Origin of the sequence: Mesorhizobium sp. Root554, assembly GCF_001427025.1 — a bacterium.
Taxonomy (GTDB): Bacteria; Pseudomonadota; Alphaproteobacteria; order Rhizobiales; family Rhizobiaceae; genus Mesorhizobium.
The window spans coordinates 2,341,419-2,356,907 of the sequence record NZ_LMGA01000001.1; the positions used below are offsets into that span (position 1 = coordinate 2,341,419).

The following is a 15,489-nucleotide window of genomic DNA, read 5'->3' on the forward strand; positions in this document are numbered from 1 at the left end:
TCTCATCCCTGCTTGCGCCGGCGGCGCCGTCCTGATTGCCGGCATGTTTTGGGCTTTGGCGGGAGCTTCGTCAACCAAGTCCGTGCCGCCGCTGGCAGCTTTGTTTCAATCGATTTACGGTTGAGGACAAGCGACAGCTAGGGGCGGACATCTATGGAGCCGTCGATCTGCGCCATGTCGAAATCCGATATGAGAATGTCGAGCCGCGCGTTCCACTTGCCGCCTAGGGGAACAATAAGGTCCTTCACCCGCCATGTGCCGTCGTCGGCCTTTGTTGCCGGCCGCTTCAAGGGCTCGATTCCGGAATCCGGCTTAGACAGCACCAGCGTTACCTCCCTGGCATCCAGCGGCCCGAAATCTCCTGTCATGATGACGATACGCGCTTCCGCCGGCCCCGCCTGCCCAGGCGTCAAGGAGAGGTCCGCCATCGCCTGCAGCGTATGGATGTGGGTGGATGCGGGTTGCGCCGCCGCGATCGCCAGCGCGCGCGGCGGCGGCGTGAAACGCCAGCCGGCGGCGACGCAGAACACGGCGGCGATGATAAGCGTCTCGGCGACGATCGAACGGTGCAGCCGTTTGCGCGCTGCCACATCACCCGCCGCGACAGCTGCCGTGAGCCGCCACCGGTTGAAGGCGGCGAGCCCGAACAGCACCGTCAGCAGCGCCAGCTTGATGACAAGCAGCCGGCCATATGCGGTTTCCAGCAGCGCGGCTGGCGTGCCGACCTGTACCACGGCGAGTACGGTTCCTGCGCCGACCAGCATCGCCAGGACAACCGGAATTATCCTGGAGAAACGCAGCAGGAAGGTCGTGGCATTCGTGTCACGCCGCAACAAGGCGGCGCCCAGCGGGACCAGCGCCCCGGCCCACGCCATGATGCCGGCGCCATGCAGGAACACCATCGGCCGCATCAGCCATCGCGGTTCGGCTGCACTGGCGTGACCGCTGGCGGCAAGCGCCACGCCCGCCACAGCCAAGGCCGTCGGCGAAATCACCCCGGCCGAAGCCGGCACGATCAGCGCCAACAGCGCCAGCCCTTGCGCGGCCAGCGCCAGCGATACCGTCAACCCGTAACTCGTGGCAAAGCCCGTCTGCCAGACCACCGGCTTGACGAGATGCGCCAGCGGGACGCCCAGAGCGTCCACGCCTTGCAGACCGAGCGCGAGCACGGTCGCCATGATGCCGACAATCAGGAACACGAGCACGGCCCGCGTGCCTGCGCGTCCGCCCTCCGCCAGCCAGGCCAGCGCGAAGGCGCCGCCCACACCGAGGAAAAGCCCGGCATAAAGCAACACCCGAGCGGCCCAGACCGCGCTCCGCACCAGCCAGTCAACGGGCTCCACGGCAATGGGCGTCGCGCTCGGTGCGCCGACCGAAAAGATCAGTGAACCGGCCACGGGATGACCGTCAGCTGACACGACCCGCCAGCTCAGCACATGCGTGCCATGGGGGAGCGTCTTCGGCGCTTCGATGACGAGCGTTCCTCCATCGACACGCGAGGAATCGAGTTTGGCCTGCACCGCGTCCGGACCGATCAAGGTCAGCGCCAGCGGCGACACCGGCTCATTGAAGCTGAGCGCAAATCGCGCCGGCCCGGCGGGCAGCACCGCGCCGTCCGCGGGCTCCGCACCAATGAGCGTCGCATGGGCGAAGGCCGTGGCCGGCAGCGCCAGCCACAGCAGAAGGATCGCCAGGAGACGGAAGAGCCTCACTTTTTCGGCAAGAGCTTGATGCCCGGCGCCGGCAGTTCGAGGTCGTCCGCCTTTTGCCCCGCCGCCGGAATCTGGATCCAGCGCTCGGCAGCATTGCCTTCGCATTCCTGCACGACCGGGAAGTAGAGCATCTCGCCGGCCGGAAGGTCGGCAGCCAGTGTGCCCCGCAGCACGAACTCGTCGTAATAGGCGTCGGGCAGATTGCCACCGCTCCAGCCGATTTCCTGCACCCCTTCGGTCACGGCTTCACCGTAAAGCGTGTAGGATTTGGCGTATTTGCCGGTCTCGGTCTTCAGCGTCCAGCCGGCCTTTGGCATCGGCTTGGCGGCGAGGAACCCTTCCGGAACCTTGACCCGCACGGCGATGGTCGCCTTGCCCTCGCAGCCATGCGGCACGCGCAGCACGGCTTTGTAGCTTGAGTCGACGGAAGCCTCGCCGGTCTCCAGCGTCACATGTGCGAAAGCCGGGGTGACGCCCAGAACGAGAACAGCGGCGATGGTGGAAATAGCCTTCAACATTGTTGTCTCCCGAAAAATCGCGGCCATCACTGCGCGTGGTCCATCTTCATGCTGCCCGAACCGCCCATCGCTTCGACATCGAATTCGACCGGAATGCTGCCAGCCTTTTCGAATGTCAAAGTGGCTGCGAATTTCTCGCCCGCCTTGGGCGCCTGCTTCAAACCGATGAACATGAGGTGATAGCCGCCCGGCGCCAGTTCGAGCTTGCCGCCGGCCGGGACTTCGAGCCCGCCCTGCACCGGACGCATGGTCATGACGCCGTCCTTGACGGTCATTTCATGCATCTCCGCCTTTTCAGAAATATCAGATGAGATCGACACCAGCCGGTCCGGCGTCGATCCTTCATTGGCGACGGTGAAATAGCCGCCGGCGACGCTGGCGCCCGGAGGGGTCGCCCGCGACCAGGGGTGATCGATGTCAAGTTGGCCAAGCTTGAACTCATGCGCCCACACGCCATGCGCGCCGACAAACAGCAAGGCGATGGCAAGCACGGCAATACCGAGTCGCTCCTCAAAGGAACGCAGGAAGTGAGGGGGTCGCAGGCACGCAGCGATGCGCCCGACGGATTTCGGATCTTGAATGAACATGGTTGCTCCATGGCAAAACAGGCCGCGCTATTCGCGGCAAAGCTGGCAATCACCGGCAACCCGTCGGGCCGCCGGACCAAATACTGTTCAGGCCTGAAGCGGGGGCGCGCGTGGGTTGGCGGGGGAGCGTTCACTGCGCAGAACAAGGCCGGCGAACGCCAGCCTCTGCGGCGCTGTCCGTTCCCAGACGATCGCTGGAAGCAGAGCCGCAGCGTCCGGCGCTACGCCGACGGGTGCGGTCGAAAAGCTGCAGCCGAACAGGCAGCAGCTTTGGTCGTGCCGCTGATGATTGTCACCAGCGGGAAGCTCGGTGGCGCCCTCATGCGTACAGATGACATTGCCAAAGGCGTCGAGCTGGCTGGCATTCGGACCGTTGCCGAAGGCAAAAGCGCCGAGCAGCGATTGCAGGACGAGCAGATAGGCAGCCGCGAATGTGGCAGCTATCCTCCATCGCCTGCGCCGTGCCAGCAAAACCGTCCCTCGAATTCCTGCGATATCGATACCTAGCACAGGGATATGATGCGGAACATTGACAAATCAGCGCTGCGGCATCGCGGCGCGGTGACGACGAACGCCAAGACGAGATCGGCAGTGACAGCCCCGGATTAGGCTTTTTCGATTTCGGGAATCGAAGCCAGCAGGGTTTGCCGGGCCGACTTGAGATGCGCGCGGCAGGCGGCGTCCACCTTGCCGGGATCGCGCGATTTCAGCGCCGCGATATAGGCCAGATGTTCCTGCACCGCCACTTCGTTGCGCTGCCGCTCGCCGGCCTTGTTCCACTGGTAGTGGTAGTGGAAGATCATGGCAATGACGTCGTAGAAATCGACGATGAAGCGATTGCGAGAGGCGCGGTGGATAAGGCGGTGGAACCGCTCGTCCAGCTCGGAAAACGCGTTGAAGCGGGAGGCGATGTTGCCGGCCAGCGCGCGATGCTCTTCCTCCAGAAGGTCGAGGTCGTTCCATACCGGGCTGTCGGGTGGTAGCCCGGCGAAAGCGGCTGCCGAGCGCAGCTCGAACATTTCGCGTATTTCAGTCAGCTCCAGTGCGAAGGCGCGCGTGAATCCCTTCAGCACCCAGTGGCTGTTGCGGCGTTTCTCGATCAGGCCGAAACGGCTGAACCGGATCAGGAATTCGCGCACGCTGGTGGTGCCGACGCCGATCTCGCGCGCCAGTTCCAGTTCGTTGATCTGCATGCCGGCTTCCGCGCCGCCGGCCAGCAGCCGGCGCATGAAGCTGCGTTCGATGATTTCCGAAAGGGAATCGGTTTCCTCGTCGGGAAAATAGTCGTCCGCTCGCGGCTGGCGCAGCACCGTCTTGCTGCGCTTGTTCCAGGCGATCAGCCCGGTCTCCTCCATGCGGGCAAGGATGGTGCGCACCGTGGTGCGGCTTACCCCCAGCATCGTCCCAAGCTCCGGCTCGGAAGGCAGGTTCTGGGTCTCGTCAAGGAGGCCGAGACATCTGTTATAGGCGTCCTTGTAGACGTTGTTGCTTTTCGACATTCTCGGCCCTTGTCGACACGCCGCCCAGCGAGGCCACGTCATTCAAAAAATGATTGACGTAAAAATGTTTTTTTACGATAAAAGACAATAGCAACACAGCGCAGTCTGTCAATGCGCCAGGAAACGCCGCAGGACCTCCGTGAACCCCGCCAACAGCATTCTTCTGTCACCGGCCGACAATGTCGCCGTCGCCAACGGCCGGGTTGAACCCGGCAACCCACTGCCCGGCGGCGCCACGGCGCGGGAAGTCATCGAGACCGGCCACAAGGTCGCCATCCGCCACATAGCAGCCGGCGCCTCGGTGGTGAAGTACGCGCAGGCGATTGGCCGCGCCACCCGCGATATCGAGCCGGGCGAACATGTCCATTCGCACAATCTCGTCTTCGAATCCGGCCGATTGCCGGTCGTTCCGCCCAGCGAAGCGGTGCATGCGACGGACGCCGACCGCGCCCGCACCTTCATGGGCTATCGCCGCGCCGATGGCCGCGCCGGCACCCGCAATTATATCGGCATCGTCGCCAGCGTGAACTGTTCGACCACTGTTTGCCGATCGATTGCCGAACGGGCCAACCATGAACTCTTGCCGAAATATCCCGGCATCGACGGCTTCGTCCCGATCGTTCATAGCCAGGGCTGCGGCATGAGCGGCACCGGCGACGGCATGATGGCCCTGCATCGCACGCTGGCCGGCTATGCCCGGCATCCGAATTTCGGCGGCGTGCTGATGGTTGGCCTCGGCTGCGAGGTCAATCAGCTGACGCTTTACGGCCAGAAGGGCGTCGCCGCCGGCAAGCGTCATTTCAACATCCAGGACGCCGGCGGCTCGCGCAAGTCGGTCGAGAAGGCCATGGGCGTGCTGGCCGAAATCGCCGAGGAGGTCGGCAGCCTGAAGCGCGAACCGATTCCAGTGAGCGAGATCGTCGTCGGCCTGCAATGCGGCGGTTCCGACGGCATGTCGGGGATCACCGCCAATCCGGCGCTTGGCGCGGCGGTCGATATACTCGCCGACGCCGGCGGCATCGGCATCCTGTCGGAAACGACCGAGATCTACGGCGCCGAGCACCTGCTCGCCTATCGCGCCGCGACGCCTGAAATCGCCCAGAAGCTCGACGGTTTCGTCAAATGGTGGGAGAACCATACCGCCATGCACGGTGCTTCCATCGACAACAATCCCTCGCCCGGCAACAAGCGCGGTGGCCTGACCACCATCCTGGAAAAATCGCTGGGTGCGGTCGCCAAGGGCGGCCAGACGCCGCTGAATGGCGTCTTCGGCTATGCTGAAAAGGTCACCGGCCACGGTCTCGTGTTCATGGACACGCCGGGCTACGATCCTGTCTCCGCCACCGGCCAGGTCGCCGGCGGCGCCAATGTGATCGTCTTCACGACGGGCCGCGGCTCCTGCTTCGGCTGCAGGCCAACGCCGTCCATCAAGGTCGCCAGCAATTCCGCCCTTTATCGGTCCATGGAAGAGGACATGGACGTCGATGCCGGCGTCATCGCGTCGGGCGAGAAGACCATCCCGCAGCTTGGGCGCGAGCTATTCGACCTGATTGTCGAAACGGCTTCCGGCCGCAAGACCAAGAGCGAGGACTTCGGCTATGGCGATAATGAATTCGTGCCGTGGCATCTTGGCGCGACGCTCTAGGTCGTGGCCGCGTACATAGTGGGAGACACGCATTGAATAAGCGCCGCATCGGCAAGACGACCCTGGAGGTCACGGAATACAGTTTCGGCGGCGCCTCGCTGGGAAATCTTTATCAGGCCGTGTCCGAACCCGACGCCGAGGCGGTACTTGATGCCGCCTGGAACGCGGACATGCGCTATTTCGACACCGCGCCGCATTACGGTTTCGGTCTTTCGGAACGCCGCTTCGGCGATTACCTCCGCAGCAAGCCGCGCGACGAATACGTCCTGTCCACCAAGGTCGGACGCTTGTTGAAGCCCGCGCCTGAAAGCGAAGTGCCGAAGCTCGGCTTCGTCGATCCGCTGCCGTTCAAGCTTGAATATGACTACAGCTATGACGGCATCATGCGCTCGGTCGAGTTCAGCTATGCCCGGCTCGGACTGAACCGCATCGACATCCTCTATGTCCACGACATCGGCGTCTACACGCACGGCATCGAACTGACCAAGCTGCATCTCGGCCAGCTTCTCGATGGCGGACTGAAGGCACTCGAGGAATTGAAATCCGGTGGCGTGATTTCCGCCTATGGGCTCGGCGTCAACGAGGTCGAGGTGTGCCTGCAGGTGATGCGGCGCGCGCCCATCGACTGCATCCTTCTTGCCGGCCGCTACTCGCTGCTCGATCGCTCCGCCGAGGCGGAACTGATCCCGCTCTGCGAAAAGACACAGACCTCGCTGGTGATAGGCGGTGTCTTCAATTCGGGCATTCTTGCCACCGGCCCGAAGTCAGGCTCGCATTTCGACTATGGTCCGGCATCGGCCGATATCCTGTCCAAGGTCGGGGCGATGGAAGAGTTGGCCACCGGCAAAGGCTATCCGCTGGCTGCCGCCGCGTTGAAGTTCCCGCTGCACGAGCCCCGCGTAGCGACGGTGCTGATCGGCACGGCGAAGGCATCAAGCCTGCGGCGCAACATGGCCCTGCTCGACGCCAAGGTTCCGGAGAGCGACTTCGAAAGCTTCCGGCCATATACCGCCGTGCAGCCGCCATTGACGGGAGCGGTGCGTGAATGACCCGCCTTGGCACCGTTCGGTGTGGACGCAGTAAAGCCTTCGCATTCAACCTCTCACGGGAAACAAGCTGATGCTGCGTGGCATACACCCTCTTCTCGGTCCTGATCTTCTCCACGCACTGCGCACCATGGGGCATGGCGACGAGATCGTCATCGCCGACGCCAATTTCCCGGCCGGCACCATGGGCCCCAAGGTCATCCGCGCCGATGGGATCGGCGGCGAAGCCCTACTGGAAGCGATCCTTACCCATATGCCGCTCGATACTTATGTCGAGGTCGCGGCGTTCCGCATGGAGGTCGTGGAAGATCCTGCGCGTGTCCCGGATATCTGCCTTTCCTATCAGAAGATCGTCGATCGCCTCGCCGGCCCGTTCGCCGTCGCGCCGGTCGAGCGTTTCGCGTTTTATGAGCGGTCCCGGAAGGCAGCCTACATCGTCGCGTCGGGCGAACGGGCAATCTATGCGAACATCATCCTGAAGAAGGGCGTATTGCGACCGGAAGCCTGAGGAGGAGATGAGCCGACCATCAGGAGAAATATTTCGTCGGCTACAGAATGAATATTCCATCTTGACTATAAGATGGAATTATTATTTCATATTCGGAAAGGCCACGTGTTCGGGACCCATCAACGAACGCTTGAAAACGCCGAGCCATTCGCATAACAAGATGATGTCTGTTTTTTATCTATAAAGTTCTGTGCGGTCGCGCCTATCCCATGGAGCTTCGTAAAAGTTCACCAGGCGACTTAGGGAGGAAGCCTATGAAATTCGTCACCAGCATTCTCAACCGCCGCGCCGTGATGGCGCTCGCCGCAGCATCGATGCTCACCGGCGTCATGCACACCGCTCCGGCCTCGGCGGCGGATGTCACCATTCCGATCATCGTGAAGGACACCACCTCCTTCTACTGGCAGATCGTTTTGGCCGGCGCCCGCAAGGCCGGCAAGGATCTCGGCGTTACTGTTCCCGAACTGGGCGCCCAGGCCGAAACCGACGTCAATGGCCAGATCTCGATCCTCGAAAACGCCGTCGCCGGCAATCCGGCGGCTATCGTCATCTCGCCTACGGAAGCCAAGGCGCTCGGCAAGCCGATCGATGAGGCCGCCGCAAAGGTGAAGATCATCGGCATCGACTCCAGCGCCGACTCGAAGGCTTTCACCTCATTCCTGACCACCGACAATACCCAGGGCGGCCGTGTCGCCGCCGACGGTCTGGCCGAGGCGATCAAGGCCGCCAATGGCGGCAAGGTCGAAGGCAAGGTAGCGATCATCACCGCGCTTCCGGGCGCCGGTTCGCTCGAGCAGCGCCGCGAGGGCTTCCTCGAGCAGGTAAAGGCGAAATATCCGGAACTGACCGTCATCGCCGACAAATACGCTGACGGCCAGGCCACCACCGGCCTCAACATCGCCACCGACCTGATCACCGCCAATCCGGACCTGAAGGGCATCTTCGCCTCCAACCTGATCATGGCGCAGGGCGTTGGCCAGGCGATCGCGGAAAACAATCTCTCCGGCAAGGTGGCGCTGATCGGCTTCGACTCGGATGAAAAGCTGATCAAGTTCCTCAATGACGGCGTCATCTCGGGCCTCGTCGTCCAGGACCCCTACCGGATGGGCTATGACGGCATAAAGACCGCGCTGGCCGCCTCCAAGGGCGAAAAGGTCGAGACCTTCGTCGACACCGGCGCCAACCTGGTGACGAAGGCCAACATGAAAGAGCCGAAGATCGACGCGCTTCTCAACCCGAAGCTCGACTAGGCTTTCCGACGCAAGTGTTTCCGGGGCAGCATTGCCCCGGAAACTTCGCCTTGTCCGCAACGGTTTGGAAAAGACCGTTTCCGGGTTACGCAAGCAAATGCCGCGGCAGCTGAATACGGCGCCGCGACATGCCACCGGGGTGGCCAATCTGGGAGGATTGTCATGACATCGCCAGCAGCCGAGCTGCATCCGGCTCCGGATATCGCGCCCGGCAGCGTCATCCTCGAACTGCGCGGCCTTGAGAAGAAATATCCCGGCACCCACGCGCTCAAGCCTGTCGACCTCGCTTTCCGGACCGGGGAGATACACGCCATCGTCGGCGAAAACGGCGCCGGCAAGTCGACGCTGATCAAGCTCCTGACCGGCGTCATGCCGCGCACCTCCGGCGAGGTGATGTGGGAAGGCAAACCCGTCGCGCTGGCCACGCCGCACGAGGCGATGGCGCTCGGCATCAACGCCGTGCATCAGGAAGTCGTGCTGTGCAGGCACCTCACGGTCGCCGCCAACATGTTCCTCGGCGAGGAGAATGTCCGCTACGGCCTGCTGCAGCAGCGCGCCATGGTGCGCGATGCGCAGAAGATCATCAACGATCTCGGCTTCGACCTGCCGGCGCATGTCATGCTCGGCGATCTCACCATCGGCCAGCAGCAGCTGATCGCCGCCGCCCGCGCCACCGTGCGCGGCACCAAGTTTCTCATCTTCGATGAGCCGACCGCCTACCTGACCCGCAAGGAGGCGGACCAGCTTTTCGCGCTCATTCGCCGGCTGAAATCGGAAGGCGTCACCATCATCTACATCTCCCACCGCATGGAAGAGGTGTTCGAACTCGCCGACCGTGTTTCGGTGCTGCGCGACGGCACCTATGTCGGCACCCGCAACATCGACGAAACCGACGACGCCGAACTCGTGCGGCTGATGATCAATCGCTCGATCGAGCAGATTTACCACAAGGAACATTTCGATCTCGGCCCGGTGATCCTCGAAACCAAGAATCTTTCCGGCAAGGGCTTCGAGGACATCTCGATGACAGTGCGCTCAGGCGAGATCGTTGGCCTCTACGGCCTGATCGGCGCCGGCCGCAGCGAGTTCGTCACCACGGTCTATGGCCGCCATGCGAAAACCGCCGGCTCGGTCCTGTGGGACGGCAAGGAAGTCTCCATTGCCTCCGAGCACGATGCGATGCGCCTTGGTATGGCGCTGGCGCCCGAAAGCCGCCGCGACCAGGGCCTTTGCCTCAACCTTCCAGTCGGCTTGAACCTCAACCTGCCGATCTACAAGCGCATCTCCAGAAACGCGCTGATTTCCGGCGCGCAGGAAAAGCAGCAGGCCGAGCGCCAGATCGCCGGCCTGCGCATCAAGACGCCGAGCCGCCATGCGCTGGCGTCCAGCCTTTCCGGCGGCAACCAGCAGAAGATCGTCATCGGCAAGTGGCTCAACCATGGCGCCCGGCTGTTCATCTTCGACGAACCGACCGTCGGCGTCGACGTCGGCACAAAGGCGGAAATCTATCGCCTGTTCAGTGCGCTTCTTTCGGAAGGCGCCGGCATCATCCTGATCTCGTCCTACCTGCCGGAAGTGTATGAACTGGCGGACACGCTGCATGTGTTCCGCCGCGGCAGATTGGTGGCCAGCCACGGCTTCCACGAAGCAAGCCACGAGGAAATCCTCAGCGAAGCGCTGGAGGCAGCAAAGCAGAAACACGGGGAGCAGCCATGAGCACCGAAACCTTGACGGTCGAAAAGCCGAAGCGGAACTACAATGTCCTGTTCGGCCTCACCCTGCTGGCTCTTCTGGTTCTCCTGTGGATCGCGCTTTCGCTGGCGACGCCGAGCTTCGCCTCATCCACCAATATCACCAACCTGCTGCGCCAGGGTTCGATGATCGCGATTCTCGCGGTCGGACAGACCTTCGTCATCATCACCGGCGGCATCGACCTGTCCGTGGGCGCCATTGTCGGATTCTGCACGGTCATCCCGGCCATGATGATCAATGCCGGCTGGCCGGTCTGGCTGGCTGTGCTGGCGACACTTTGCGTGGGTCTCGCCATAGGCGTCTTCCACGGCTTCGGCATCGTCAAGATGGGCCTGCCGCCCTTCATCATCACGCTGGCGACACTCACCTCGCTGCGAGGCATCGGCCTGCTGATGACCGGTGGCAGTTCAATTTCCATCAACAATGACGCCTTCCAGGAGTTCTCGCGCAATTCCTTCCTCGGCGTGCCGAACCTGTTCTGGATGGTGATCCTGGTCGGCGTTCCGGCCTATATATTCCTGCATCACAGCCGCTGGGGCCGCTATCTGTTCTCGGTCGGCTCCAACGCCGAGGCCTCGCGACTGTCGGGCGTCAACGTTTCGCGCACCATCTACATGGCCTACACGCTGTCGGGCCTGTGCGCCGCCTTCGTCGGAGTGCTGCTGGCCTCGCGCATCGGCATTGGCAATCCGACGCAGGCCGAAGGCTGGGAACTGCAGGCCATCGCCTCGTCGGTCATCGGGGGGACGTCCCTCTTCGGCGCCATCGGCTCGGTGCATGGCCCCCTGCTCGGCGCCTTCATCCTCGCCACCATCAACAACGGCGCCAACCTGCTGAACGTGAATTCGTTCTGGCAGCGCGTCATCACCGGGGCGCTGATCATCATCATCGTTTACTTCGACGGGCTGCGCCGCCGCGGGAAGTGATCGAGACTTGCGCGCAATGTCTCCGGAGCCCCGGCTCCGGAGACAGGAAAATCATTGGAACATCGCATGAAAGCCGTCATCTGCCGGTCGCCCGGCGAACTCGTCTTCGAGGACCGTCCCGAACCGGACGCTCCACCTCCCGGCTGGGCCCTGGTCGCGGTCAGTCATGTCGGCATATGCGGCACCGACTACCATATCTTCGAAGGCAAGCACCCGTTCCTCGCCTACCCGCGCATCATGGGCCATGAGGTTTCCGGAACGGTGCTGACCGCCGGCGCCGGTGTCGCCCTGGAGGCGGGCACACCGGTCATCGTCAACCCGTACATTGCCTGCGGCCATTGCGTCGCCTGCCGGCAGGGCAAGCCGAATTGCTGCGTCCGCATCGAGGTCTTGGGCGTCCATCGCGACGGCGCGATGTGCGGAAAAATTCTCGTCCCGGCCGATAATCTTTATCCTGCCAACGGTCTTTCGCTGGCCGAAGCGGCGGCGGTGGAATTTCTTGCCATCGGGGCGCACGCGGTGCGGCGCTCCGGCCCGGTTTCCGTCACCAGGGCGCTGGTGGTCGGCGCCGGTCCGATCGGCCTTGGCGCGGCGATCTTCGCGCGCATCGCCGGGCTGGAGGTCACGCTCCTCGACATGAGCGCCGAGCGGCTGGACTTCGCCGCGAGCCTTGGCTTCGGCGCGCTGAACGGCAGCGATGCCCCGGCAGCGGAGCTGGTCCGCAACGCCACCGGCGGCGACGGTTTCGAGGCCGTCTTCGATGCCACCGGCAACACGCAGTCCGTCCAGTCGGCCTTCGCTCATGTCGCGCATGGCGGCGCGCTGGTGCTGGTCAGCGTGGTGAAGGACGACATCACCTTTTCCGATCCGGAATTTCACAAGCGCGAAATGTCGGTCATCGGCAGCCGCAATGCGCTGCGCGCCGATTTCGAGCATGTCGCGGCGTCGATCCGCTCCGGCGCGGTGCCATTGGACGAGCTCGTCACCCACCGGACCACGCTGGAAAACACCCCCCGCGATCTGGCGCGCTGGGCGCACGAGAAATCGGGCCTCATCAAGGCTGTTATCGAGATTGGAGCTTAGTTAAAGCGGTTGCGAGCGGCAGAACACCGCTCGCCACAATGTCAAACGATCTCCTGGAGCTTCGTCCAGGCTCCATTCTTCTTCGATGATTTCACGCAGGCCTCAATGAAGGCGACGCCTTCGACGCCGTCCTGCACAGTGGGGAAGACGACATCCTTGCCCGGCTTGCCGCCCTTCTTGCGCGCCGCGCGGATGGCGCGGGCGGCTTCCGCATAGATGTTGGCGAAGCCTTCGAGGTAGCCTTCCGGATGGCCTGACGGCACCCGGCTGACCCGCGCCGCCGAAGGCATGGCGCCCGCGCCGGCGCGCGTCAGCAACTGCTTCGGCTGCCCGAACGGCGTGAACCAGAGGTAGTTCGGATCGGCCTGCACCCACTCCAGCCCGCCCTTGGAGCCATAGACGCGCAGCTTCAGTCCGTTCTCATGGCCGGGCGCCACCTGGCTCGCCCACAGCATGCCCTTGGCCGCATGGGCCTTGCCCTTCGCCTTGAAGCGCAGAAGCACATGCGCATTGTCGTCGAGCTGGCGGCCAGGCACGAAGGCGTCGATATCCGCCGACAGCGAATCCAGCTCAAGCCCCGAAACGAAACGAGCGAGATTGTAGGCATGGGTGCCGATGTCGCCGAGCGCGCCCCCGGCGCCCGACTGCTTGGGGTCCGAGCGCCAAGATGCCTGCTTCTGGCCGGTCGCGGCGAGATCCTCGGTCAGCCAGTCCTGCGGGTATTCCGCCTGCACAACGCGGATGTCGCCGAGCATGCCCTTGGCGACCATTTCCTGTGCCTGCCGCACCATTGGATAGGCGGTGTAATTGTGCGTCAGCACAAAGACCTTCCCGGTCTTCTCCACCAGCGCCGCCAGCTTTTTCGCCTCGGCCAGCGTCGCCGTCAGCGGCTTGTCGCAGATGACGTTGATGCCGGCCTCGAGGAAAGCCTTCGCCGCCGGGAAATGCACATTGTTGGGCGTCACGATGGCGACGGCCTCGATGCCATCCGGCCGCGCGGCCTCTGCCTTCGCCATCTCGGCATAGGAAGCGTAGCTGCGCGCCGGATCGAGCCCGAGTTCGGCCGCCGAAGCCTTGGCACGGTCGGCGTTGGACGATAGCGCGCCGGCCACCAGCACGAATTCGTTGTCCATGCGCGCCGCGATGCGATGCACCGCGCCGATGAACGCGCCCTGCCCGCCGCCGACCATGCCGAGCCGGATCGGCCCACTGCCCGATTCAACCTTTGTGCTGCTGACCATGTGTCTTCTCCGTTGTTCGGCAGTCGGCAGTCAGAACTACATATCAACCGACACCACCTTATCGGGTGGTCCTACTGCCGATTGCCTATTGCCGACTGCCGCTCGTTCAAATCCCCATCATGGCGCGTAGCAGCTTCTTGTCCGTCGTGCCGCCGGCGAAATCATCGAACGCTTTCTCCGTCACGCGGATGATGTGGTGCTGGATGAACGGCGCGCCTTCGGCCGCGCCGTCCTCCGGGTGCTTGAGGCAGCATTCCCACTCCAGCACCGCCCAGCTGTCATAGCCGTATTGCGCCAGTTTCGAGAAGATGCCGCCAAAATCGACCTGTCCGTCGCCAAGCGACCGGAAACGGCCGGCGCGATCCACCCAGCCCTGGTAGCCGGAATAGACGCCCTGCCGGCCGGTGGGATTGAATTCGGCATCCTTCACATGGAAGGCCTTGATGCGCTCGTGATAGATGTCGATGAACGCCAGATAATCCATTTGCTGCAGCAGGAAATGCGACGGGTCGTAGTTGATGTTGCAGCGCTTGTGGCCGCCGACCGCGTCGAGGAACATCTCGAAGGTCGCGCCGTCGAACACATCTTCGCCGGGATGGATTTCGTAGCAGAGGTCGACGCCATTATCGTCATAGACATCGAGGATCGGTTTCCAGCGCTTGCCGAGTTCGGCGAAAGCCTCTTCGATCAGTCCGGCCGGCCGCTGCGGCCACGGATAGAGATAGGGGAACGCCAGCGAACCGGAGAAAGATACCGAGGCCTTGAGGCCGAGATTCTTCGACGCCTTGGCGGCGAACTTCATCTGCTCGACAGCCCATTTCTGCCGCGCCTTGGGATTGTTGTGCACGCTCGCCGGCGCGAAACCGTCATACTGGGCGTCGTAAGCCGGATGCACGGCAACAAGCTGGCCCTGCAGATGCGTGGAAAGCTCGGTGATCTCGACACCCGCATCGGCGCAGATGCCCTTCACCTCGTCGCAATAGGTCTTGGACGACGCCGCCTTCTTGAGGTCGAACAACCTGCCGTCCCAGGTCGGGATCTGCACACCCTTGTAGCCAAGGTCGCCTGCCCACTTTGCAATTGCGCCAAGCGAATTGAACGGCGCGTCATCGCCCGCGAACTGCGCCAGGAAAATGGCTGGCCCCTTCATCGTCGTTGGCATCGGCTTTCCTCCTCTTGCGGCCATCCATGTATGCGACGGTCACTTGAACCGGAATGAACTACAATTTCAACCGTTTATATCGGAACCTCGGCGCCTTTTTTTGCATGCCGGGTTGACTACGCCAATGGCCGGCGACCGCCGTTTCGCCGCAATTGGCGGCAAGTCTGATCGCATGCGCTTTTCACCCCTGCTGACGCCGCTTGTCGCCATCGCCTGCTTGGCGCTTATGTCCGTCGCCGAGGCCTCCGCTGGCCTTTACGTTGTCTGCGACAATGGACTGCGCTGTATCATGGCGCCGTGCCCGTCCAGCAGCGCGCTCGACATCGCCACCGGCAGGATCGTAAAGGGCGTGTCAGCCGATACAAGCGGACTGCCGAGGAAGGACCGGACGCCGGAACTTTCCGACGCGCTCTATTCCGGCAGGCTGGTGCTGCGCGGCTCGATCACGAATCGCGTCCAGACCTTCAACGGCAAACTTCACACCCTTCCGGTCCTCGTGGCGACGGCGGTCGAGCGCAAAGCCAAGGCCAGTGAACGCCGGCACTGCTCTTCGCATTGAC

General features: G+C 63.1%; 15 protein-coding genes. 8 read left to right on the forward strand and 7 right to left on the reverse strand.

Annotation, left to right across the window (positions count from 1 at the left end; all coding sequences use genetic code 11):
* Nucleotides 1–137: 137 nt before the first annotated feature.
* The 5 genes from ASD44_RS11440 to ASD44_RS11460 form a co-directional block, all read right to left on the reverse strand.
* Nucleotides 138–1,712: a copper resistance protein CopC gene (locus ASD44_RS11440; RefSeq protein ID WP_056111879.1), complete on the reverse strand. Its 1,575-nt coding sequence runs from the start codon at nucleotides 1,710–1,712 to the stop codon at nucleotides 138–140.
* The gene (locus tag ASD44_RS11445) at nucleotides 1,709–2,230 is read right to left on the reverse strand and encodes a YcnI family protein (RefSeq protein WP_056111881.1); all 522 of its coding nucleotides are present in this window, start codon (nucleotides 2,228–2,230) and stop codon (nucleotides 1,709–1,711) included. Before ASD44_RS11445 ends, ASD44_RS11440 begins: the two co-directional genes overlap by 4 nt.
* Before the next feature lie 26 nt (nucleotides 2,231–2,256).
* Nucleotides 2,257–2,817 (reverse strand): copper chaperone PCu(A)C, encoded by a 561-nt coding sequence (locus ASD44_RS11450; RefSeq protein WP_082542454.1) that lies wholly within the window; start codon nucleotides 2,815–2,817, stop codon nucleotides 2,257–2,259.
* A gap of 87 nt (nucleotides 2,818–2,904) precedes the next feature.
* Nucleotides 2,905–3,327: a DUF2946 family protein gene (locus ASD44_RS18775; protein ID WP_320409833.1), complete on the reverse strand. Its 423-nt coding sequence runs from the start codon at nucleotides 3,325–3,327 to the stop codon at nucleotides 2,905–2,907.
* Nucleotides 3,328–3,422: 95 nt separating this feature from the next.
* Nucleotides 3,423–4,316, reverse strand: a complete 894-nt coding sequence (locus ASD44_RS11460) for a GntR family transcriptional regulator (RefSeq protein ID WP_056111884.1) — start codon at nucleotides 4,314–4,316, stop codon at nucleotides 3,423–3,425.
* Between the two features lie 139 nt (nucleotides 4,317–4,455).
* Here ASD44_RS11460 and ASD44_RS11465 point away from each other — a divergent pair, with 139 nt between their 5' ends.
* The 7 genes from ASD44_RS11465 to ASD44_RS11495 all read left to right on the forward strand — a co-directional run bounded on the left by ASD44_RS11465 (nucleotide 4,456) and on the right by ASD44_RS11495 (nucleotide 12,526).
* Nucleotides 4,456–5,961: an altronate dehydratase family protein gene (locus tag ASD44_RS11465; RefSeq protein ID WP_056111885.1), complete on the forward strand. Its 1,506-nt coding sequence runs from the start codon at nucleotides 4,456–4,458 to the stop codon at nucleotides 5,959–5,961.
* Nucleotides 5,962–5,993: 32 nt separating this feature from the next.
* A complete protein-coding gene (locus ASD44_RS11470) occupies nucleotides 5,994–7,010 on the forward strand; it encodes an aldo/keto reductase (protein WP_056111888.1) in 1,017 nt (338 codons plus the stop codon).
* 70 nt (nucleotides 7,011–7,080) lie between these two features.
* Nucleotides 7,081–7,515, forward strand: coding sequence for an RbsD/FucU domain-containing protein (locus ASD44_RS11475; protein ID WP_056111889.1), 435 nt, complete (start codon nucleotides 7,081–7,083; stop codon nucleotides 7,513–7,515).
* Nucleotides 7,516–7,769: 254 nt separating this feature from the next.
* Nucleotides 7,770–8,765: an ABC transporter substrate-binding protein gene (locus tag ASD44_RS11480; RefSeq protein WP_056111892.1), complete on the forward strand. Its 996-nt coding sequence runs from the start codon at nucleotides 7,770–7,772 to the stop codon at nucleotides 8,763–8,765.
* Between the two features lie 162 nt (nucleotides 8,766–8,927).
* The gene (locus ASD44_RS11485; protein WP_056111894.1) at nucleotides 8,928–10,481 is read left to right on the forward strand and encodes a sugar ABC transporter ATP-binding protein; all 1,554 of its coding nucleotides are present in this window, start codon (nucleotides 8,928–8,930) and stop codon (nucleotides 10,479–10,481) included.
* Nucleotides 10,478–11,443: an ABC transporter permease gene (locus ASD44_RS11490; RefSeq protein WP_056111896.1), complete on the forward strand. Its 966-nt coding sequence runs from the start codon at nucleotides 10,478–10,480 to the stop codon at nucleotides 11,441–11,443. The genes ASD44_RS11485 and ASD44_RS11490 overlap by 4 nt, the downstream gene beginning before the upstream one ends.
* Before the next feature lie 66 nt (nucleotides 11,444–11,509).
* Nucleotides 11,510–12,526: a zinc-binding alcohol dehydrogenase family protein gene (locus ASD44_RS11495; protein WP_056111899.1), complete on the forward strand. Its 1,017-nt coding sequence runs from the start codon at nucleotides 11,510–11,512 to the stop codon at nucleotides 12,524–12,526.
* 41 nt (nucleotides 12,527–12,567) lie between these two features.
* Here ASD44_RS11495 and ASD44_RS11500 read toward each other — a convergent pair whose 3' ends face one another.
* A complete protein-coding gene (locus ASD44_RS11500; protein ID WP_056111902.1) occupies nucleotides 12,568–13,767 on the reverse strand; it encodes a Gfo/Idh/MocA family oxidoreductase in 1,200 nt (399 codons plus the stop codon).
* A 106-nt stretch (nucleotides 13,768–13,873) separates the two neighbouring features.
* Nucleotides 13,874–14,929: a sugar phosphate isomerase/epimerase gene (locus ASD44_RS11505; RefSeq protein ID WP_056115960.1), complete on the reverse strand. Its 1,056-nt coding sequence runs from the start codon at nucleotides 14,927–14,929 to the stop codon at nucleotides 13,874–13,876.
* A 172-nt stretch (nucleotides 14,930–15,101) separates the two neighbouring features.
* Here ASD44_RS11505 and ASD44_RS11510 point away from each other — a divergent pair, with 172 nt between their 5' ends.
* Nucleotides 15,102–15,488, forward strand: a complete 387-nt coding sequence (locus tag ASD44_RS11510; RefSeq protein WP_056115964.1) for a hypothetical protein — start codon at nucleotides 15,102–15,104, stop codon at nucleotides 15,486–15,488.
* Nucleotide 15,489: the final 1 nt, after the last annotated feature.